The sequence below is a fragment of the Streptomyces sp. NPDC057486 genome (assembly GCF_042802415.1).
Taxonomy (GTDB): domain Bacteria; phylum Actinomycetota; class Actinomycetes; order Streptomycetales; family Streptomycetaceae; genus Streptomyces; species Streptomyces yanii.
In genome coordinates, this window is sequence record NZ_JBHVEE010000170.1 from 1 (window position 1) to 20202 (window position 20202).

Annotated in this window: 25 protein-coding genes; 14 read left to right on the plus strand and 11 right to left on the minus strand. The window is 69.7% G+C overall.

The window, feature by feature from the left end; translation table 11 throughout:
* The first annotated feature begins 77 nt into the window (after positions 1 to 77).
* Both ACFU6I_RS42665 and ACFU6I_RS42670 read left to right on the plus strand, forming a co-directional pair.
* Positions 78 to 437 (plus strand): VOC family protein, encoded by a 360-nt coding sequence (locus tag ACFU6I_RS42665; RefSeq protein WP_384378166.1) that lies wholly within the window; start codon positions 78 to 80, stop codon positions 435 to 437.
* Between the two features lie 11 nt (positions 438 to 448).
* Entirely contained in the window at positions 449 to 838 is a 390-nt protein-coding gene (locus ACFU6I_RS42670; protein WP_384378169.1) for a VOC family protein, read from the plus strand.
* A gap of 192 nt (positions 839 to 1030) precedes the next feature.
* On the opposite strand, the gene ACFU6I_RS42675 is transcribed toward ACFU6I_RS42670, so the two are convergent.
* On the minus strand, positions 1031 to 1315 hold the full coding sequence (locus ACFU6I_RS42675) for a replication-relaxation family protein (protein WP_384378172.1): 285 nt from the start codon (positions 1313 to 1315) through the stop codon (positions 1031 to 1033).
* Between the two features lie 76 nt (positions 1316 to 1391).
* Here ACFU6I_RS42675 and ACFU6I_RS42680 point away from each other — a divergent pair, with 76 nt between their 5' ends.
* The gene (locus ACFU6I_RS42680; protein WP_384378175.1) at positions 1392 to 2480 is read left to right on the plus strand and encodes a pentapeptide repeat-containing protein; all 1089 of its coding nucleotides are present in this window, start codon (positions 1392 to 1394) and stop codon (positions 2478 to 2480) included.
* Positions 2481 to 2626: 146 nt separating this feature from the next.
* Here ACFU6I_RS42680 and ACFU6I_RS42685 read toward each other — a convergent pair whose 3' ends face one another.
* Positions 2627 to 2977, minus strand: coding sequence for a hypothetical protein (locus ACFU6I_RS42685; protein WP_384378178.1), 351 nt, complete (start codon positions 2975 to 2977; stop codon positions 2627 to 2629).
* Between the two features lie 28 nt (positions 2978 to 3005).
* Between ACFU6I_RS42685 and ACFU6I_RS42690 the strand changes: the two genes are divergently transcribed.
* Entirely contained in the window at positions 3006 to 3413 is a 408-nt protein-coding gene (locus ACFU6I_RS42690; RefSeq protein ID WP_384378181.1) for a hypothetical protein, read from the plus strand.
* Between the two features lie 59 nt (positions 3414 to 3472).
* Positions 3473 to 3727, plus strand: a complete 255-nt coding sequence (locus ACFU6I_RS42695) for a hypothetical protein (RefSeq protein WP_384378184.1) — start codon at positions 3473 to 3475, stop codon at positions 3725 to 3727.
* A gap of 8 nt (positions 3728 to 3735) precedes the next feature.
* Here ACFU6I_RS42695 and ACFU6I_RS42700 read toward each other — a convergent pair whose 3' ends face one another.
* Both ACFU6I_RS42700 and ACFU6I_RS42705 read right to left on the minus strand, forming a co-directional pair.
* On the minus strand, positions 3736 to 4983 hold the full coding sequence (locus ACFU6I_RS42700; protein ID WP_384378187.1) for a PP2C family protein-serine/threonine phosphatase: 1248 nt from the start codon (positions 4981 to 4983) through the stop codon (positions 3736 to 3738).
* A 750-nt stretch (positions 4984 to 5733) separates the two neighbouring features.
* A complete protein-coding gene (locus ACFU6I_RS42705; protein ID WP_384378190.1) occupies positions 5734 to 6363 on the minus strand; it encodes a type III effector protein in 630 nt (209 codons plus the stop codon).
* A 128-nt stretch (positions 6364 to 6491) separates the two neighbouring features.
* On the opposite strand from ACFU6I_RS42705, the gene ACFU6I_RS42710 reads away from it, so the two are divergent.
* From ACFU6I_RS42710 to ACFU6I_RS42720, 3 genes are all read left to right on the plus strand, one after another.
* On the plus strand, positions 6492 to 6923 hold the full coding sequence (locus ACFU6I_RS42710; RefSeq protein ID WP_384378193.1) for an Hsp20/alpha crystallin family protein: 432 nt from the start codon (positions 6492 to 6494) through the stop codon (positions 6921 to 6923).
* A gap of 100 nt (positions 6924 to 7023) precedes the next feature.
* The gene (locus ACFU6I_RS42715) at positions 7024 to 7419 is read left to right on the plus strand and encodes a DUF2267 domain-containing protein (protein WP_384378196.1); all 396 of its coding nucleotides are present in this window, start codon (positions 7024 to 7026) and stop codon (positions 7417 to 7419) included.
* 59 nt (positions 7420 to 7478) lie between these two features.
* Complete coding sequence (locus ACFU6I_RS42720; protein ID WP_384378199.1) at positions 7479 to 7922, plus strand: DUF2267 domain-containing protein; 444 nt, start codon at positions 7479 to 7481, stop codon at positions 7920 to 7922.
* A gap of 344 nt (positions 7923 to 8266) precedes the next feature.
* Here the strand turns inward: ACFU6I_RS42720 and ACFU6I_RS42725 are convergent, their stop codons facing one another.
* The 5 genes from ACFU6I_RS42725 to ACFU6I_RS42745 form a co-directional block, all read right to left on the minus strand.
* Positions 8267 to 8767: a universal stress protein gene (locus tag ACFU6I_RS42725; RefSeq protein ID WP_384378202.1), complete on the minus strand. Its 501-nt coding sequence runs from the start codon at positions 8765 to 8767 to the stop codon at positions 8267 to 8269.
* A gap of 5 nt (positions 8768 to 8772) precedes the next feature.
* Positions 8773 to 10017, minus strand: a complete 1245-nt coding sequence (locus ACFU6I_RS42730) for an SLC13 family permease (protein ID WP_384378238.1) — start codon at positions 10015 to 10017, stop codon at positions 8773 to 8775.
* A 183-nt stretch (positions 10018 to 10200) separates the two neighbouring features.
* Positions 10201 to 10509, minus strand: coding sequence for a hypothetical protein (locus ACFU6I_RS42735; protein WP_384378205.1), 309 nt, complete (start codon positions 10507 to 10509; stop codon positions 10201 to 10203).
* 170 nt (positions 10510 to 10679) lie between these two features.
* On the minus strand, positions 10680 to 11087 hold the full coding sequence (locus ACFU6I_RS42740) for a DUF6233 domain-containing protein (RefSeq protein ID WP_384378208.1): 408 nt from the start codon (positions 11085 to 11087) through the stop codon (positions 10680 to 10682).
* A gap of 2 nt (positions 11088 to 11089) precedes the next feature.
* A complete protein-coding gene (locus tag ACFU6I_RS42745) occupies positions 11090 to 11437 on the minus strand; it encodes a hypothetical protein (protein WP_384378211.1) in 348 nt (115 codons plus the stop codon).
* Positions 11438 to 11595: 158 nt separating this feature from the next.
* Here ACFU6I_RS42745 and ACFU6I_RS42750 point away from each other — a divergent pair, with 158 nt between their 5' ends.
* From ACFU6I_RS42750 to ACFU6I_RS42775, 6 genes are all read left to right on the plus strand, one after another.
* Positions 11596 to 12255, plus strand: a complete 660-nt coding sequence (locus ACFU6I_RS42750; RefSeq protein ID WP_384378214.1) for a choice-of-anchor M domain-containing protein — start codon at positions 11596 to 11598, stop codon at positions 12253 to 12255.
* Between the two features lie 75 nt (positions 12256 to 12330).
* Entirely contained in the window at positions 12331 to 14016 is a 1686-nt protein-coding gene (locus tag ACFU6I_RS42755) for a choice-of-anchor M domain-containing protein (RefSeq protein WP_384378217.1), read from the plus strand.
* A gap of 75 nt (positions 14017 to 14091) precedes the next feature.
* Positions 14092 to 15630, plus strand: coding sequence for an anchored repeat ABC transporter, substrate-binding protein (locus ACFU6I_RS42760; protein WP_384378220.1), 1539 nt, complete (start codon positions 14092 to 14094; stop codon positions 15628 to 15630).
* The gene (locus ACFU6I_RS42765; protein ID WP_384378223.1) at positions 15630 to 17240 is read left to right on the plus strand and encodes a TIGR03773 family transporter-associated surface protein; all 1611 of its coding nucleotides are present in this window, start codon (positions 15630 to 15632) and stop codon (positions 17238 to 17240) included. Before ACFU6I_RS42760 ends, ACFU6I_RS42765 begins: the two co-directional genes overlap by 1 nt.
* Positions 17237 to 18061: an anchored repeat-type ABC transporter ATP-binding subunit gene (locus ACFU6I_RS42770; RefSeq protein ID WP_384378226.1), complete on the plus strand. Its 825-nt coding sequence runs from the start codon at positions 17237 to 17239 to the stop codon at positions 18059 to 18061. Before ACFU6I_RS42765 ends, ACFU6I_RS42770 begins: the two co-directional genes overlap by 4 nt.
* Positions 18058 to 18939: an anchored repeat-type ABC transporter permease subunit gene (locus tag ACFU6I_RS42775; RefSeq protein ID WP_384378229.1), complete on the plus strand. Its 882-nt coding sequence runs from the start codon at positions 18058 to 18060 to the stop codon at positions 18937 to 18939. The genes ACFU6I_RS42770 and ACFU6I_RS42775 overlap by 4 nt, the downstream gene beginning before the upstream one ends.
* A gap of 75 nt (positions 18940 to 19014) precedes the next feature.
* On the opposite strand, the gene ACFU6I_RS42780 is transcribed toward ACFU6I_RS42775, so the two are convergent.
* Positions 19015 to 19836: a class I SAM-dependent methyltransferase gene (locus tag ACFU6I_RS42780; RefSeq protein ID WP_384378232.1), complete on the minus strand. Its 822-nt coding sequence runs from the start codon at positions 19834 to 19836 to the stop codon at positions 19015 to 19017.
* A 153-nt stretch (positions 19837 to 19989) separates the two neighbouring features.
* The coding region (locus tag ACFU6I_RS42785) for a GTP-binding protein (RefSeq protein WP_384378235.1) at positions 19990 to 20202 on the minus strand (213 nt) is incomplete at its 5' end.

Genomic DNA, 20202 nt, shown 5'->3' on the forward strand with positions numbered 1-20202 from the left:
CTTTCATGCCCGCGGCCGCATCCGAACCTCCATCCAGATGGTCACCCCGCTGCCGCACACCTCGAACGAGATCCGGTTTGCCACAACGCACTGAGGCCTTCTACACCGACGTGCTCGGCTTCGTGAAAAAGAACGATATTCCCCTCGGCGGCGGCGCCCGCTGGCTGACGGTCGTCTCGCCCGAGAACCCCGAGGGCGCCGAGTTGCTGCTGGAACCGTCCGGCCACCCCGCTGTCCCGCCGTACAAGGAGGCGCTGGTCCAGGACGGTATCCCGGCCACCTCCTTCGAGGTCAAGGACGTCCACGAGGAGACCACCCGGCTGAAGGAGAAGGGCGTGGTCTTCACACAGGAGCCGATGAACGCGGGCCCGGTCACCATGGCCGTCTTCGACGACACCTGCGGCAACCTGATCCAGATCATCCACCACAACAGCTAAGGCGTCGGCTCATGCAAAAGATCAACGCCTTCCTTATGTTCGAAGGACAGGCCGAGGAGGCGATGAACTTCTACGTTGCCACCTTCAACGGCGCGGTCGATAGCGTCACCCGCTATGGGCCGGAAGGGCCGGGTCGCGAGGGATCCGTGCTGCAGGCGACATTCACTCTCGGCGGCCAGCAGTACATGTGCATCGACAGCCACGTGAAGCACGGGTTCACGTTCACCCCTTCGCTCTCACTGTTCGTCACGTGCGACGACGAGGCGGAGCTGGACCGCCTGTTCACGACACTCGGTGAAGGCGGCGGAGTGCTGATGCCGCTGAGTAACTACGGCTTCAGCACGAAGTTCGGCTGGGTGAACGACCGCTACGGCGTCTCCTGGCAGCTGAACCTGCCGTGACACGGGGTGCCCGGCTCCGAGTCGCGGACGAGCCCACCCTACGGCGAAGGGGGATGGCGAATCCTCGCGCCATGCCCCCTCCGCTAAAGCGCCCCTCTGTGGTTTGGCAGCGGACCCGGTGAACGCCGGGCCCCTGCTCCGGCCGCGCTGGCGGCAGCCGCCTGATGACGGCCAACCTCCGTCACGCCACCCTCACGTCGAGGGCGGCCCCGGGGTCAGCCATGACAGTTCCGAGGCCGCCGTTACCGGCCGTTTGGCGGCCAGGCGCTCGGGTCCCATCGTGGCCCGGTCGACTTCCACGAATGCCCGCAGCATCGACCCGCCGTCCCCGCCCGCGCCGTCGTCCGCGGTGCTGGAGCTGCGGTAGTAGAGGAGGGCGTCGGGGATGACGGCCTCACCTCCGCCGAGTGGGTGGTGGACTTCGGGGATCCAGTCGAGTGGCTGGCACAGGTTGCCGCGGCGGCGGGCGTCCTGCAACCGCAGACCTCAGTGCCTTGTCTCCCTCGGTATGACAGCCAACCGACGGACGCGCCCAGCATCGGATAACCGGGAGTTGAGACTGTGGAAGGTCGGCCGCGCCCTGGCCCTCGCCTTCTTTGCTGCGGTCCTGGCCGCGGGCGGCATCTTCTACGGGCTGGTGGAACTGCTCGACTTCAAGGAGATCGACAGCACCGCGAAGCTCGACGCCACGACGCTCTTCGATCTGGTGAAGCTCTCCTTCGGCGTGGTCGCCGGGGCCGGCGCGCTCGTCGCCCTGGTCGTGGCCTACCGCCGTCAACGCGTCGACGAGGCCGGCGCCCACCGCGAAGCCACTCGGCTCCACACCGAGCGCTTCTCCCAGGCCGTCGACAAACTCGGATCCGACTCCCCGGCCGTCCGGCTCGGAGGCGTCCACGCACTGGCCGGCCTAGCCGACGACGCCCCCGACGATAGCCTGCGCCAGACCTGCATCGACGTCCTGTGCGCCTACCTCCAGCTCCCCTTCACCCCCGACCCAGGCAACGACACCACCCACCAAGAGGAACACCACCGCTACCTGGCCCTCCGCAAGGTCCGCCACACGATCCTGCGCCTCATCGGCGACCACTACCGACGCCCCCGGGGAACCCGCCGCTCTTGGCAGGGCTGCGACCTCGACCTCACTGGCGTCATCATTGACGGCAATCTGAACTTCCGGGGCGCAAGCTTCTCTAGCGGCAGAGTGTCGTTCGATCGCGCGGTGTTCTCCGGTGACGAGGCCTTATTCGATCGCGCCGTGTTCTCTGGTGGCCAGGTGTCGTTCCAGGACGCGGTGTTCTCCAGCGGCAGGGTGTCGTTCGACTCTGCGGTGTTCTCCCATGGCAGGGGGCCAATCGCCATCGCGGGGTTCCGCAGGGGCTACGGGGAGGACGGCGACCTAGAGTATTCCGGCAGCCTGGTGTCGTTCCATGGCGCGAGCTTCACCGGTGGCAAGGTGTCGTTCGGTGGCGCGAGATTCTCATCAGGTGGCCTGGTGTTGCTCCATGGTGCGAGCTTCACTGGCGGCGAGGTGTCGTTCCGTACCGCGACAGGTCCGGCTCCTTCCGGGCTGCTCGCCGCCGTCGGCATGCCTCCGCCTGCAGCGGTCGACCTCCCCACGGCTTGGCTGCCCGCAGATCCATAAAGAGGGTGGTGGGGCTAAATCGGTCGTCTGCGCCTCCCCTCGCTCGCGATGGGATGAACCAGCCGACGACCTCTGCGGAGGAGGTGTGATCAATCCGAGGGGGTCCGAGCGCCTTTGAGTCTTCTGCATGGCCGGGTTCGTCGTCGTCAGCTGGTTCCCCACACGGTGCTGTGACCTGGCGTGGTCGGGCCTGTCGGCCCGGGCCCGGCGCCCGTGGTCGGGCCTGGAATCGCCCGCCGTGTGTGCATCCAGTCGACGCGGTGGTCGGGGTCGGTGACGGGGTGCCAGACGGGTGCGGTCGGGCCGTGCCGCAGGAGGTCGGTCATGGGTGCGGTCAGGACAGGAACGTCGCGCAGGAACACGGCGAGCTCCGGCTGCCGGGCGGCAGCATGCAGAGCCTCAATCCGGGTGTGGATACCGGCGGGGCCGGTGCCGTCCAGGACGAAGAGCAGTCGCGGGAAGAGCGGGTAGCGTCGCCGCCAGCTCTCCTCCTTCACGGCCAGGGCCGGCGTGCGCCGGGTGGGGGTGCGGGCACGTACCGAGGGGCAGGAGATCGCGGCAGCGGAGGAGGCGCCGCAGGCCACCAACGTTGTCGACCTGACGGCACTCCTGCAGGGCAGCCTCGACCAGGCCCGTGGCGCCGGAGACCGGGAGCCGGCCGCGCCGCGGCAGAAGGAGGCCGCCGCCCAAATGCGCAAGCCGGAGGCGAAGAGGAAGACCGTGGCCAAGAAGGGCCCGCCGAAGTCAGCCCGCGCATCGATGTCAACCCGCCGCCAGGGCGGGGGCAAGAGCGAGCTGCGCCAGTTGAGCAAAGCAGACCTGTACCAACGGGCCACCGAGCAGGACATTGCGGGCCGCTCCAAGATGAGCCGCGACGAGCTCATCGACGCGCTCGCCCGGGCCGGACACCGTCGTGTAAAGAGCGCTGCGTGACTACCGCTTCGCCCTGTTTCGCGCAGGCGCGCCCGGTTGTGGCGTTCTAGGGTTCGGGCGTGGCAGACACCATCGAAGAGCTGGTCGGCATGCGGCGCGCAACGGACGCGGCGCACGTGCGCGTCATGGAACTGCGCGAGCGATTGGGGCCACCGGCCACCGAGCCGTGGAGCGAGGCACAAACGACGACCTACGAGACGGCATGGCGGGCCTGGCGTGATCTCGAGCGTGATCTCCAGGAAGCGGTCACGCAGTACGCGAAGAATGAGGGCCTTGACCGCAACGACGTCGAGCAGGCCGTGCGCAATGCCTGAGAAAATCTTCACTCCTGCAGGGCGGCGAGGTGGTCGGCGGTTTCCCCGTGCCATTTGATCAGGAAGAGGGTGGCGTCATCACTGGTGTGCCCGCCGCGTTCCTGTTTCAGGGCGTTGGAGAGCTGGAGCGCCTTGGCCCGCATTCCTCCGTCCTGGTGTTCGAGTTGGTTGATGCAGCGGATGAGCCGTTGCTCGCCGAAGGGTTGTCCGTGGGCGTCCCGTTCCTCGATCACCCCGTCGGTGTAGCACAGCACCTGGTCGCCGCGCTGGAACTGGAGGTGGCTGATGGACGGGCATGTACCGCCGAGGCCGACGGGCAGGGTGGTGGGGCCTTCCAGCTGGCGGATCACCTCCTTGTCGCGGATCAGTAGCGGTAGGGGGTGGCCGGCGTTGACCCATTGGAACAGGCCGGTGGTGATGTCCAGGTTCATCATCTGTGCGGTGACGAAGTGGTCGGGCCCGAACTGTTCGGCGATTGCCTGGTCCATGTACCGGTACATCTCGGCGAGGCCGATGCCGGCGCGTCTGGCATGCCGGTAGGCGCCGATGGCAACGGTCGCCATGGTGGCAGCGTCCAGAGCGTGGCCCATCGCGTCGATGACGGCCGCGTGCAGGATGTTGTCGTTGAGGGCGTAGTCGAAGCTGTCGCCCGCGATGTCGTACGAAGGGTCGACGGCTCCGCCCACCGCGACCTGTGGCACGGACATGGTCAGCGGCGGCAGCAGGGACCACTGCATCTCCGCGGCCACACTCATCGGTTCGCGGCGACGGGCCTGGAAGAACAGGTCGGTGTACGCATGCTTGGTGGCCAGAATGTCCGCGACGAGACTCGCGAGCCGCCGCATTAGCCGACGGTCGTCGTCATCGACGGTGTCCAGGGTAAGGGCCAGCACTCCCACCTCGTCGCTGTCGTCCAGCAACGGCAGATACATCCGCACGCCGTCTGCCTGCGCAACTTCGACGGTGGTGGCCCGCAGGAACGCCGTACCGGCCGGAGAGTCAGCGATCTCCTGGGGCTCGCCGACAAGGAGTCTCAGACCTGGCAGTGGCACCAGCAGTTCGCGCCCGTAGTCCTGCAGGAGGATCGAGACCTCTCGGCCACCGATGCCGGCCACTTCTTCCGCGATCATCGGAGCGATCAACTGCGGCGGCATCTCGTGCGCACGGTCCAGCAGGCGCCCCAGGAGCCGCTCACCGAGCCGCCCCTCCGACCGGTCCACCACGTTCTTGCCGGGCCGCCGCTCACGGTCCTCCACAGCCGCAGCCGCCCCTTCTGGCCTGACCGGCCGCAATCGTTCACCTTCGTGAGACATCGACCATCGCCCCAGAAATTCGCTCCTCCGATCATCGCCGCCGACAGCTGACTCCCCGGCTGTGAGGGCTTCCATGACCGGTGAATCACTCCACTGGTGCAAGCGGGACCGGTATCGGGCTGGGGCTGGTCAGTGAGGGGGTTGCCGCAAGGTCGGCGCCCTGGCGTAGGCGAAGGCGATCTGGCCTTCCCCCTGACCGCACCCGACGGAATACTTTTCGTGTGTTCGTACATCGACGCGACCCGTCGGGGTAGGCGGAGGCTGCACAGACTGGGTCGATTCAGCCTGTGAACCCGGTGCTCGCATCGGGAATGCCCCGTGGCTGGTCGGCGGGTCACGGCGCGGCTGGCCGTCGCCGGTCTCCTGGCGCCGGCCACATCTCCTAAAGGGCTGATACTTCCGTGGCCAGTCTGCGCGGTTTCAGCGAATCGTCCTGACCAGGCGCTGCTGCGTGTGGCTTGTCTGAGCGAGCGTGGGTTGCCGACCGGGGGCTCCGCATCACCACGGTATAGCCACTGCGGTTCCGGGTCCGTCCAGCCTTTCGGCCAGAGCCCGACGGGCGCGAGCTCTCGGCTCGCAGTCGCCTTACCTCAGGGCAGGTGGCGCTGTCTCAGGAATGAGACTTCCGAAGCGGCCGGGGTCCCACGTTTCGCTAGCCTTGGGCACATCGCAGGAGCAGGCCCCCGGGCGGGGTCAGGGAGGTGTGAGGGTGTCGAGCCGGGCGGCGAAGTCGGGGTGGGCGGCAGCCAGGTGCGGGCAGGCAGCGGTCAGCGGGGCGATGAGGTCGGCGGGATCGTCGTGGGCGAGGGCCGCGTGGAGCTCGCTGATCGGGCGGCGGGCGGCGGGGGGAAGGTCGGTGAGTGCGGTGATCTGGCCGGCGAGGCGGCGCAGGTCGGCCGCGTTGCGGCGGGCCCAGGCGGCGGTGGTGCGGTCGGCGGCCCGGGCCTGACGGGTGGCCGTCACGCGCTGTTCGCCGGTAGTCCCGGCCGGGCCGGGACGGCCGCGCAGGTAACGGCGTTCGGCGGCCTGGCGGCTGGCGACGCCGAGGGGGTGGGCGAGGTCGGCCCAGCTGGCGCCCGCGTCGCGGGCCGTTTCGATCAGGCCGGTCTCCCATCCGGCGAGCTGCTCGCGGACCTGCCGCAACAGCATCAGTGAGGCCAGGGCCTGCTCCGGGCCCGGCCCGGCATCGGAAGCGTTCGGGGCCTCCTGCTGGGCTTCGCGCAAGGCGTCGTCTATGGCGTTGAGGGCCGCCGCGGTGGCAAGGAACGACGCCGGGCTGTGGGCGTCGGTGCCGGTCGTGGACGGCTGGTCGGCTGGCGTCACGGACATCTCCCTGGAGTTGTCATCGAGCTGACGACATCATGTTTGTCATCCATTGGATGACATGTTACAACGGTGTCAGTGAGGCGCATTGGCAGTAACTGCCTGAACCTGCTGGAGGTGTTTTCACGATGTTGATGCGCACTGACCCCTTCCGTGAGCTGGACCGGCTGACGCAGCAGCTGATGGGCCCGGGTACCTGGTCGAGGCCGTCGGCGATGGCGATGGACGCCTACCGCGAGGGTGACGAGTATGTGGTGGCCTTCGACCTTCCCGGTGTCACCGCGGACGCGATCGATATCGACGTCGAGCGGAACATGCTGACCGTCAAGGCCGAGCGGCGGCCGGTGGCGAAGTCCGACGACGTGCAGATGGAGCTGTCCGAGCGGCCGCTGGGCGTCTTCTCCCGCCAGATCGTGCTCGCCGACACCCTCGACACCGAGCACATCAAGGCCGACTACGACGCGGGCGTGCTCACCCTGCGCATCCCCATCGCCGAGCGCGCCAAGCCCCGCAAGATCTCCATCGGCGTCGGGACCGGCCACAAGGAGATCTCCGGCTGACACCGGCCGGACCGGTGCGGAGGACGGGCACCTGATCTCCCCTTCACCCCGTCCTCCACACCTCCGTGGGCAGTCCGAAGAACAAGGGGTGGTGGCCGAGATGACACTGCGACGCGAGGCGTTCCTCGACCACGTCAAGGAACGCGGTGAGTACGGCACTGTGGAGGAAGCCGAGCGCGCGGCCCGTGTGGTGCTCGCCCTGCTCGGCGCGCACCTGGTCGGCGAGGTCCGCGCCCAGCTCGCGGCACGCCTGCCGGAGGAATTCGCCCTGATCTTGCTCAACCCGCTGCAGAGCGCCGAACCCCTGTCGCCGGAGCGGTTCGTGCGGGCGACCGCGGCCTGGATCGAGGGCGCCACCGAGCAGACCGTGACGTGGGATGTCAGCGCAGTGCTGTCCACGGTCGCCGACACTGCCGGCGACGACCTCCTCAAAGAGATCCTGCTCCAGCTCCCCGTCGGCTACGACCTCCTCTTCGGCCGCCCCCAGCCCACCTGACCACCGGTGCCGCACACCGGCACCACCCCACCCTGGCTCCACGAAAGGTATGCACCGCAGTGATCACCGACGTGCGCGCACCGCTTGAGTACCAGCAGCCATACGGGACGGCGTATGAGCAGATGCTGGAGAAGGTCCGCTACGAAGGCGCCTACCCCACCCGCGAGAAAGCGGACGAAGCCGTCCGCCTGGTCCTCGCGGGGCTGGGACGCCAGCTGACCGGCGACGAGCGCGTCGACCTGGCCGCCCGGCTGCCCCTGGAGGCCGCACGTGTCCTGACCGCGCAGATCCCCGACACGCAGCCGCTGACCGGCTGGGACTTCGTCAAGGACCTCGCCGCCCGCACCGGCGCCTCCCTCGCCACCACCCGCTGGGACACCGGCTCCGTCTTCTCCGCCGTCGCGGCCTGTGCCGGCCCCGACCTCCTGACCCGCATCCTGCACCAGCTCCCCTCCGGCTACGCGCTGCTGTTCGGCCGCGCCGAACTCACCCCCACCGCGTAAACGGGCACCCGGCACCCGGGGCGGCAACAGGGCCCCGCCCAGATCCCCTCCGGCCGGGCCCGTAAAGGCGGAAGTCCTCGATCCGCCGCGATCGGGGACTTCCGCCCTGTCGCTCACTGGGCCGAAACGCCGCCACCACTCCACCCAGTACGCGGTGCGGGCCAGGATCCCCATCAGCGACCGCTCCGGCATCCTGGCCTTGATCTCCTCCTCCAGCCGCCGCGCCGATGCCCGCTGGCCCTCTGCCCGGTGCGGCTTGAGCGAGGGGATGCCCGTCTCCCCCGCCACTGCTGAGCCATCCGGGCTCCCGGCTGCAGAAGGCGGTCCAGCGCCCGGTGCCTGTCCTATCGGTGGTGCGGCGGGTGCGGTGGCGGGGGCGGGATGGTGTCGATGCCGGGTGCGGGCTCGGGCCACACCAGCAGGACGGTGCACGGGGCGTGGTCGACAATGAAACGGCTGGCAGGCCCCAGGCTGCGCGGCCCGAGATGGGTGCGGTCACCGTCACGGGCGAGGACGAGCAGATCAGCGCCCTCGGCCGCGGCAACGACTTCCCGCTCGACGCGGCCGGTGCGCTCGATGCGGGCGCAGGAGCGGCCCAGACGCTGCGCGGCCTCGGCCAGGAGCGTCTGGGCGGAGGCGGCGGCCAGGTGCTCCAATTGCGTGCCCGGGTCGCGTTCGCCATGGCCGCGGCCGAGCAGGCCGGCGAACGCGCCGTGCGCCGCGCCCGGGACGTCGGCCGGGGTGACGTGGAGCAGCACAATGTCGGCGTCGTCGGGTGCGTGGGTACGGGCGGCGTCGATGCCGGCGGGCCAGGTGCCCTCGGTGATCCAGACGATGACTCTCATGACGGTCAGCCTCCGATGAGGGTGAGCGAGGTCCACAGTGCCACCACCGACAGCCCCAGGGCCGCAGGCACGGTCAACACCCCGAGCCGGGTGAACTCGCCGAGTCCGACCTCACTGTTGTGTTCGTGCACGATGCGCCGCCACAGCAGCGTGGCCAGGGAGCCGGCGTAGGTGAGGTTCGGGCCGATGTTCACACCGATCAGGACCGCCAGGACCGCGCCCGGCCCCAACGGGGCGGTCAGTGGCAGCAGCACCAGCACGGCGGGCAGGTTGTTGATGACATTGGCCAGCACCGCGGCCACCACCGCGATGCCGAGCAGGGCCGCCAGTCCCGTGCCTCCGGGGATCAGGTGCCCCAGCCCGCTCGCCAGGCCGTTGTCGACGACCGCGCGGACCACCAGGCCCAGGGCCAGGACGAAGGCGAGAAACGGCACCGCGGCGGCGCGCACGATGGCGCCGGGAGTGGTACGGCGCTGGGCCAGAGCCCGCACGGCGAGCACTACCGCTCCGGCGAAGGCCGCCCAAGCGGGGTTGATGTCCACCGCCGAGGTCAGGACGAACCCGGCCAGCGTGCACGCCACCGTGACCAGGGCGAAGACCGGCAGCTCGCGCGGCTCAGCGGCGGGTGGGCTCTGGGCTCCGGCGTCCAGGTCGGTGGCGAAGAACCGGCGGAAGACCACGTACTCGGTGGCGATGGCCACCAGCCAGGGCAAGGCCATCAGGGCGGCGAAGCGCGTGAAGCTCAGCCCGCTGGCGGCGAACGCCAGGAGGTTGGTGAGGTTGGAGACCGGCAGCAGGAGTGACGCGGTGTTCGACAGGTGGGTGCAGGCGTAGACGTGCGGTTTCGGCCGGGCGCCCAGCCGGCCGGCGGTGGCGAACACCACCGGCGTCAGCAGCACGATCGTGGCGTCCAGACTGAGCACCGCGGTGATCACCGACGCGGCGGCGAACACCTGCACCAGCAGGCGGCGCGGACGCCCCGCCGCGCTCCGGGCCATCCACGCCCCGCACGCGTGAAACAGCCCCTCGTCGTCACACAGCTGGGCAAGGACCAGGACGGCCGCGAGGAATCCGATCACCGGCCCGAGCCGCTCCGCCTCCTCGCGGGCGTGCGCCAGCGAGATCGCCCCGGTAGCGATCACTACGCCTGCGGCCGGGACGGCGACAACAGCCTCCGGCCATCCGAACGGGCGGATGACGGCGCACGCCAGCACCGCCAGGAGCAGAACGACGGAGAGGACCTCCGCCATAGATGAGTTCACCACGAGATCTTCTCCCGCCCGCGCGACGTGGCGAGGGCACGTCAGCCTGTCGGGTGTGAACATCGACCACGGCCCGGGCGGGGCGCCTCCCGAAGTTGGGTTCTGGCTCGCTTTCCGTGAAGCGCATACGTTGAGTAACGGCTAATGGGCAGGGAGGTGCGCGTCTCTGTGTCAGAACGGCGGGTCTTCGGCGCAGTCGCCTGTCCCGTTGCTTGCCCACCACAGATCAGGATCGGCCATGCGGGCGTGCAGTTCTCGGGCTGCTATGTCGCTCGCGTTTTCCAGGGCGCTGGTGTCGTGGCCCCAGGCCCTCAGCGCGTTCAGTGCGCGGTCGCGTTTGTATCGGTCTGTGCTGATGCTGAGCAGGCGGTGGGCCTGGTCAGCCAGCTCAATGCGGTGCTCGGTGAGGGCGTGGTGCTCTGCGAGGGGATGGCGGCGACGAGGGCCGCGTCGCGCACCTTCGCAGACGTCGTCCGTCACTCAACGTATGCGCTTCACGGAAAGCGAGCCAGAACCCGAAGTTGTGCACATCTGCCGTCGAAACTCGGTTCTGGCACACATTTTTCTGGCTCGGCTGACCGCCGGTCCCTGGCTGTTCTCACGATCTCGATCCGTGGTGGTCATTCTTCGAGGGCAATCGGTCAGGAGGGTCACAGCGCGCCGAGTGCGGTGTCCGGCCGGCACACCTCGCAGGCCTGGATTCCGTCGGCGAGGGCCTGGTCCCGGCTGATGGCCCGCAGCTGCTTTCCGGCGGCGAAACAGTCGCCGCGGCGGATCTCGGACCGCAGGGTGCCGACACCGATGTCGGTGATGCCCCAGTCCGGGAAGGTGCGCGGGCGCTGTTTCTCGCTCTCCCGCTTCCCGACCGGCGGCTTCCCCTGCTCCCTGCCGCGCTGCCGCTCCGGCGCCCGCCGCTCCTGGCCCTGCCGTTGTTGGCCCTGGCGTTCTTGGGCTTCGATCTCCCGTATCCGGCCCCGGGTCTGGCGCAACTGCCAGTCCAGCCAGTCCTGAAGAGCCCGGAGCTTGTCGAGGCGGGATATCGACGCGGGGTCGGACACGGCTATGCCGCCTCGTCCCCGGCAGGTTCGTGTGCGTGCTTGAGCGCCATCCGCGCCGCCACCACACCGCTGTCCAGGGTCGCCCAGAACGGGTGCGTCGCCACTTCGGTGCTCAGCCGGAGCAGCTCAGCCTGGAACCGGGCCACCTCTGCGGTCTGCTCGGCGGAGTAGCCGGGGCTGTCGGCCTTGCCAGAGCGGAAGCTGGTGTACGGCTGCCTCTCGCTGTCCCAGCCGGGCATCGGTTCGGCCGACCACGGGAGCGTGGCGGCGTATTGCTCGTAGGCGGCGCGGGTCCGGCGCAGCGCGAGCTGGGCGTCGCGGAGGTCTTGCGGGAAGTCGTACGTGGGCACAGGTGAATGGTACGTGTGTTCGATTTTGTGATGCGAGCGGCGCGCCGGGCCGCTTTCCGGGGCTCGCGCGATGAAGCGGGGCTTGCGGTGACTTAACGAAAATGATTATCGTCTCGGTATTCCATGACAGGCATGGACATGACCCATGGGGGGTTCCTTTGCATACCCGTAAGCGCCTGATGACCGTCACCGGCGTCGCCGCCACTGTGCTTGCCGTGGCCGGGCTCAACAGCTCCGCCTTCGCCGCGACCACGATCTCCAATGGTCACGTCGACGTGGTGGACGCGGAGTGGGACGGTGCTGCCTTCGCGCTGCATGTGCACGACGAGACCAACGCCGTCGAGTACAACCCGGCGGACGTGGTGCTCTCCGTGCCGGCCGCGGCCAAGATCACGCGTCCGACCGGCACGCAGTACGGCTTCCTGGGCACTGGTGCCCAGGTCTGGGTCCTGCCGCAGGACCAGGCCGTGGCGAGCGCCAAGAACATCCTGTGGCCCGGCATTTCCACCGAGCACCTGGCCACCGGCGTGTTCGCCAACAACACCGTGCAGTACAAGCTCGGCACGGTGACCCGCGACGGCGCCGCCACCGACGACTTCAGCGTCTACAAGGTCAACGGTTCGACCGTGGACCGCTACTACGACAGCGGTACCACCACGTCGTACAAGACCAAGACGTTCGCCGTCGGCGCGCACGACCACGCCAACTGGGCCTTCGAGGAGCCCGGAACCTACAAGGTGACCTTCACCGTCACCGGCACCGTGGGCGGTGTGACCAAGTCGGCCACGGACACGTACACCGTCACCGTCGCCAACTGACCGGCGAATAGACCGCGGTGACCCGTCCGTGCCCGCCGCGCGGGCGGGTCACCGCCTTGGCAAGGAGGCAGGACCATGAGCGTCCTGACACACGGCCGGCGCGCCGTCGCGGCGACCGCCGCCGCCCTGGCCGCCGTGCTGCTCGCCGCCGCGGCCGGACTGGTCGCCGCGGGCAGCGGGACCGCCCACGCCGGAAGCGGCGCCATCGTGCTGGCCCAGGGCGACATCGACTTCGTTCCCCAGTTCTCCGACGGCCGGTTGAACCTGCGGATCGCCGACCGCACCGGCAACGGGACCGTGGTGCGCGAGCCGTCGGACGTGGTGCTGCACGTGGTGCCCGAGGCGAAGGAATCGATCATCTCGCCGGTCAATCCGGTCCTGGGTGAAGGACTGTACGGATGGTTCCTGAACGGCCGTCATGCGAAGGACGTCTTCGCCCTGACACCCGGTTGGACGGGCCTGGCCGGCGCGCGGTCGGTCGAGGTCACGCTCGACCGCGCCCAGGGGGAGGGGCGGTTCGCGCTCTACACGTTCACCGAAGAAATGGAGTGGTCGGACCAGGAACCCGTCCAGCACCTCAACAGCGAGGACCCCGCGCACCGGTCCTTCTCGCTGCCCCAGGGGCAGGACCGGTTCGCACCCACGTGGGGCTTCGCCGCCGAAGGCGTCCACCGGCTCACCCTCACCGTCAGCGCGACACTGGCCGACGGCAGCAAGGTCAGCGACACCGAGACCCTCGCCGTCGCCGTCGGCTCCACGGACCCCACGCAGGTACGGCCCGGTGACGGCACCACACCGACTCCCACGCCAACGCCCACCACCCCGTCCACCCCGACGCCGACCTCGACGGCGCCTGCCGCGCACATCATCGACGACGGACACATCGACCTGGCCGCCCGACCGGTGGAGGCCGGGAAGCTCGCCTTCCAGATCAAGGACGGCACACTGCAGAACCCGCGGTGGCACGAGCCCGATGACGTCGTCATCCACGTCAAACCCGCCGCCAAGCGCCGTCTCAGCGAGGCGTACGACTTCCTCGGCGAACCCGGAGACCCCGTGTGGTGGCTCCCCTCCAGCCAGCTTGCCGGACTCGTCTGGCCTGGCTGGAGCACCGAAGAATTCCCCGCCTCCCAGGTCAAGGGCAGGGTCACCTACCGGCTTGACTCCCTCCAGGGCCCCGGCACGCTCGCCGTCGTCAACGACAACTCGATGGACAGCACCGTCCTCGTCAACAGCGGTGACGGGCTGCCCGACGCGTTCGAGCACACCGCCGGAAGCCACTCCCACTCCGCGTGGGCCTTCACCAAGGAAGGGGTCTACCGCACGACCTTCACCGTTGCCGCCACTCTCACCGACGGCACGAAGGTCAGCGACACCGCGACGATCGCCTGGGCGGTCGGCTCCACCGACCCCACGACGGTGAAGCCGGGGCGGGGGGCCGAGCCCACCACCCCGACCGCCGCACCCAGCGGGACCCCGAGTACCACCCCATCCGCCTCCCGGCCCGGCCCGTCCCTGTCGCCGTCCGCACCGACAACCGGCGGCACGGACAACCCTCAGGGCACGGAGCCTCCGCGACCGGACGACGACACCGGCAACGGCGGCCAGGTCACCGGCGGGTCGACGGGCGGCAGCCTGGCCTCCACCGGCGCCCCCGCACTACTGCCCATCGGCCTGGCGATCGCCGGGGTCTGCGCCGGAGCGGCGGCTTTCCTGGTCGCACGCCGGCGCCGCGAGGAACCGTCCGACTCCGCCCACTGACCACCGTCTCCGGGGCCACAGCCGTCCCTCCCACCCCCGGAGCCGGTCCTGCGTACCTACCAAGGAGTTTCCGTCGTGCGCACCGCACCACGAAGAACTGCTCTTGCCCTGGCCGGTGCCCTGCTGCTGGCCAGCTGCTCCGGACCCCGTCCCGGCACCTCCGACGCGGTCCTGACGGTCTCGACCACCACCGCCATCATCGCCGACCTGGTGCGCCAGGTCGGCGGCGAGCGCGTCGACGTGACCTCGATCGTGCCGCACCACGGCGACCCGCACTCCTACGAGCCCAGCCCGAGCGACACGGCCAAGGTCGCCCACGCCGACCTCGTCTTCTCCAACGGGCTGCTCCTGGAAGAGCCCGGGATCACCAAGATGATCCACAACAACGCCCGCAAGGGCGCACCGAAGATCGAGATCGCCGCCAAGCTGGAGCAGTTCGGCGGCACCGTGATGAAGCTGGAGGAGGACCTCGGGCTCGACGTGCTGTGGCTGGGCTGGGCCGTGGAGGGCGAGGTCGCCGACGAAGGTGCGCACGTACGCACCACCGCCGTGAAGCTCACCGGCCCGGGAGACCTGCACGTCTACCTCACCGACACGCTCGGCAACCCCACCAGCTACATCGACTCGACCGATGGCCTCGACGCGAAGGACTCCTTCACCCTGCCGCCCGAGGCGCACACCCACGTCAACTGGGTCTTCACCGAGCCGGGTACGTACGAACTGACCTTACGCGGCCGGGTCGAGGCCCTGGACGGAACGACCACCGGCGCCGGGCAGGGCACCGTCACCTTCACCGTCGGCGGCGCCGCACACAACAGGGCGGCCCAGGACCACAAGACCCTCGACGGCGGACACGCCGACCTCACTCTCAACGCCCAGCAGAAGTCGGTGTATGTACGGACCGACGACAAGGCCACCGGCGAGCGGGTGCGCATGCCCGGCACGGCCGTCGCGCTGAACGTCCCCGACCGGGCGAAGCAGAAGGTGCCCAAGGAACCGCAGTACCGCTTCCTCGGTATAGCCGGCGAGGACATCTGGGTCCTGCCGCAGGCCGTCATCGGCAAGCACGTCCACGGTGACATGGACCCGCACGCCTGGGGCGACGTCTCCAACGCCGAGGCCTACGTCCGCCGCATCCAGGCCGAACTCATCAAGGCCGACCCCGCCGGCAAGGCCTTCTACGAGCACAACACCAAGGCGTACCTGAGCACGCTCGCCGATCTCCACAAGAGCGTCGCCGCCACGCTCGCGACTGTCCCCGCGGCCAACCGCAAGCTGATCACCACGCACGACGCCTTCGGCTACCTCGCCAAGGCGTACGGAATGGAGGTCGCCGGCTTCGTCGTCCCCGTGCCGAGCCAGGAGCCGAGCGCGGCCGAGGTCGAGAAACTGCGCCGCACCATCCGGGAGAAGAAGGTCCCGGCCGTCTTCCTCGAACCCAACCTCGCCGCACGCGCCGACATCCTGCGCCGGGTGGCCCAGGACGAGGGCGTCGGCCTCTGCACGATCTACGGCGACTCCTTCGACGACAAGGTCCACGACTACGTCGGGATGATGCGCCACAACGCCGACGAACTCGCCCGCTGCCTGGGCGGAAAGGGAAGTACGACCTGATGACGAGCGTACGGAAGAAGGGGACGACAGGACGGCTCGCGCTGGGCTGCGCCCTCGGCACAGCCCTGATGCTTGCCCCCGCCGCCGCGGCCGCCGCGGCCTCCGACGAGCCCGGAACGGCCGCGACGGCGGCGCCCGCGGCACCGGTATCACCCACCGCAGCCGCGGCCGGTCCGGCGATCGATATCGACGACACCCATCTTGTGGTCGTGCCGGACGACCCCACGTACGCGTTCCTGGGCGACCCGGGCGCCCAGGTGTGGGACGTCGAGGAGCCGGCCGACACCGCCGGACTGACTCTCACGGACGGCGATGGACCCGGCGCCCTCGTCATCCACCGCGCGGGGGAAGGGGCGCTGCTGGCGAGCAGCGGCGGCCCCGACGGGCTTCCCGCGGACGGATACCCGATTCCGCCTCGTACCGCCGGCTCCGCGATGCCCGTCGCCCGCTGGGCGTTTACCGCCCCGGGCACGTACCGGCTCACCCTGGCCCCCACCTCTGCGGGGACGGATCCGGCCCGTCGCACGACCACGTTGACGGTACGGGTCGGCGCCGAAGCCGTCGCCACGCCACCTCCCTTGCCCCCGTCCCCGACCGAGTCGGGACCGCCCGTCGAAGACGAGTCCGGTGCCGCCCCCGGCCGGTCCGGCACGGCCACTCCACTGCCCGGCCGGCGCGACGCCCCTGCCCTGGGCGCACAGTCCGCCGACGCGCCCGTCGGCGCTCTTGCAGCGGCGGAGGCACCCGCCAGGGTGAAGGCCGCCGCGGAGAACAAGGTGCTCCAGGAAGGCCACATCGACATCGCCGCGCGGGTCGTCGACGGGAAGCTGCAGATCCAGGTCAAGGACGGCACGGTTGCCGGGAAGACCACCTGGCGCGAGCCGTCCTCGGTGGTGCTCCACGTCAAGTCCGCCGCGAAGAAGCAGATCCCTGCCGGGAACGCCTTCTCTTTCCTGGGCAAGGCCGGCGAACCGGTCTGGCTGCTCGACCAGGTCCAGCAGGAGGGCCTGCTGTGGCCGGGTTGGTCCACCGACAACGTCGAGGCCGGCGCGCTCAAGGGCGGAGTCAAGTTCGGCCTGACCAAGGCCGAAGGGCCCGGCGGCTTCGCCCTGTACACGTACGACGGCCTCTCTGGCGCGACCGTCCTGTTCAACAGCAAGGACGGCGTGCCGGACTCCATCGATGTTCCGGCCAACACGCACGCGCACGGCGGTTGGGCCTTCGGCGGCGAGGGCGTCCACCGACTCACCCTCTCCATGACCGGCACTCTGGAGAACGGCTCGGCCTCGACCGACACGGAGACTCTCACGTTCGTGGTTGGCGACAAGACGGACCCGGGTTCCGTCAGCCCGACCGGCGGCGGCTCCGGATCCGGAGGGGCGTCCTCGGGTACCGGCGACAAGCCGGACACCGAAGACGGCAGCAATTCCGCCTCCGGAGGGACCGGGAACGGCACAGGGGAGAGCAAGGGCACGTCTGGCTCCATGGCCAGCACCGGTGCGGGAGACGTGGCGCTCATCGGTGTCGGTGCCGTGGCGATCGCCACGGCCGGCGCCACCCTCGTCGTGCTCAACCGCCGCCGGGAGCAGCGGAACGGAGCACGGGCATGAGCGACGGTGATCCCGTACTTCGGGCAGAAGGCGTCACCGTCGCCCTCGGCGGCCGCATCGCACTCCAGGACGCGCACCTCTTCGTCGGCGCCGGGGAACTGGTCGGGCTGATCGGACCCAACGGCGCCGGCAAGACCACCCTGCTGCGAGCCGTCCTCGGCCTGGCCCCGCTGTCTGCCGGCCGCGTCCGCGTGGCCGGGCAGCCCGTGTCGGAGGCTCGGCGAAAGATCGGCTACGTCCCCCAGCGGCACGAGTTCGCCTGGGACTTCCCCGTCGACATCGCGGGCGCGGTCCTGTCCGGCCGTACCCGGCGCATCGGCTGGCTGCGCAGACCCACGGCGGAGGACCACTTTGCCGTGGACCGCTCCCTGGACCTCACCGGCCTCACGGACCTGCGGCGCAGACCCATCGGCGAGTTGTCGGGCGGCCAGCGCCAACGCGTCCTCGTGGCCCGTGCCCTGGCCGCCGAACCACGGATCCTGCTTCTGGACGAGCCGTTCACCGGCGTCGACGTCCCCACGCAGGAACTCCTCAACGACCTGTTCGGCCGACTGGCCGAGGACGGAACGGCCCTGCTGATGACCACGCACGACCTGGCGGCCGCCGCCCGCACCTGCACCCGCGTCGTCCTGCTCAACCAGACGGTGGTCGCGGAGGGCGGCCCGGAGCTGCTGTCGGATCCGGACCGCATGCTCCGGGCCTTCGGCCTGGATCGCGCGACGACCGTACCGAACCAGCGGACGGCGCACCCGGATGCAGCACCGGAGGCCGGAACGCATTCCGGCACGGATGCCGGTCGGGACACGGAGGCGGCGGCGTGATCGAGTTCCTCCTCGGCCCCTGGGAACTACCCTTCATGCAGCGTGCCTTCGCCGTCGCCGCGGTCGTCGGCCTCGTCTGCGGGGTCGTCGGCGTCTTCGTCGTCCTGCGGGGCATGGCCTTCATCGGTGATGCCGTGGCTCACTCCGCGTTCCCCGGCGTCGCCCTCGCGTACGCCCTGGAGGGCAACCTGCTGCTCGGTGGCGCGGCCGCCGGCGTCACCACCGCCGTCCTCATCGCCTTCGTCGCCCAGAACCGGCGGCTGAAGGAGGACACCGTCATCGGGGTGTTCTTCGCGTTCGCCTTCGGCCTCGGCATCGTCCTCGTGTCCACCCGTGACAGCTGGACGACCGACCTGTCCTCCTTCCTTTTCGGCCAGGTCCTCGCCGTCGGCCCCGAGGACGTGTGGACGGTGGCGGGACTCGGGGCCGTTCTCGTCACCGTCGTCCTCCTCCTGCGCAAGGAACTCATCGCCGTGACCCTGGACCGCGAAACGGCCCGCGCAGCCGGCCTGCCGGTCTTCGGCCTGGACCTGCTCCTCTACATCGTGGTGACCACGACGATCGTCATGTCGCTGGAGGCGGTCGGCAACATCCTGGTTCTCGCGCTGCTCATCACCCCCGCCGCGACCGCGCGCATGCTGACCGACCGGCTCGGTGTCATGACCCTGCTGGCGTCCGGCATCGGCTGCGCCGGCACCCTGGGCGGACTGTACGTGTCGTACGCGTACGACCTGGCCGCCGGCGGATCCATCGTCGTCGTGCTCACCGGGCTCTTCGCCCTCACCTGGTGCCTCGCCCCGAAGCACGGCCTCCTGGCCCGTGCCCGCCGCCGGGCGGTGCCCGCAGCTGCGCTGTCCGCGTCGGAGGCGACCGTGTAAGAGACACGGACGGACAGCGAAGAACGAAGAGTGGGGCGCCGCGAGGTTTTCGCGGCGCCCCATCGGGCTTGCACATTACGGCAGTTGGAACAGGTTGAGCCGGTACTCCTCCACCTGGGGCGGCCGCTGCTCGGCGAGAGCGGCGAGCATCTCCTGGTAGGGGGCGGGGAGAGGGCCGTACACATGCGAGGGCAGAGCGGAGAGCGTGTGAGAGGCGACCAGTTCGATCCCCGAACGCCATCGTGTGAGATCGTCCGGGCCGGCGCAGGACCACCGCATGCGGGCGGCCACCTTGCTGAGCGCGTCATACCCGTTCTGGCCGCTGATGAAGGCCGGGCCCGCGGTGTCCAGGGCCAGACGCGACCCGGGAAAGCGCGCGGCGATCATGCCGACGACGGCGCGGACATCAGTCTCGTCCAGGAAGGGCAGCACCGCCTCGGCACTGAAGAAGTACGGACCGTCGGAGCCGGCCGCCACGGCCTCCGCCCACGCGCTGTCGGTGACGGACGCGGCGATCATCGTCCGGCGCGGGGTGTCGCTGAAGAACGAACGCCGCACCTCGATCACGTCGGGAAGATCGAGTTCGAACCAGCGAGCCCTGCCGTTGTCGACGCGCTCGTACCGCGTGTTGAGACCCGTTCCGATCTCGACGATCGTGCACGACGGGTGAGTTGCGAGAAAGTCCCGCACCCAGCTGTCGAACAGGACCGTCCTCAGGACAGTGCCGACGAGGCTCGGTAGCCCGTCGAAGCGTCCGAAGTCGTAGGAGAGCCCCGCCACGATCTCCGCGGCACGCCCGTCGCGCAGCGCGGCATCCCTCTTGCGGTGTTCCACAGCCCGTCCGTAGAGCGGAATCAGGAGTGTCTCCTGGACCGCACCCAGGAAAGGACCGTGCATCGTCACTCATACCTCCATCCTGGCCCCACGTCGGAGGGAACCCCGGACCCCGGGCCTCGGCTCCGCTCTCCTGAGGACCTGACGAAAAGGGTCGGGCCGGAAGATGCCGTGGCTGCGACCACCGTCCGGCCCGGAGCGTGTCGGGCTGGTGTTTCAGGCAGCCTGCTCGTGCTCGCAGGCGTCTTCGATGCCGTACGTCTCCCACGCAGGGAAGTCGTCGTCGGGGGAGACGGCCTCGCCCATCAGCAGGAGGCAGGCGTCCAGCGCCGCACGCAGGGCGTCGACGCGCAGTCCGGTGCCGATGAAGACGAGTTCCTGGCCCTGCGTGGTCCCCGGGCCGCGGGCGCCGGACGGTTCGAACCGGGC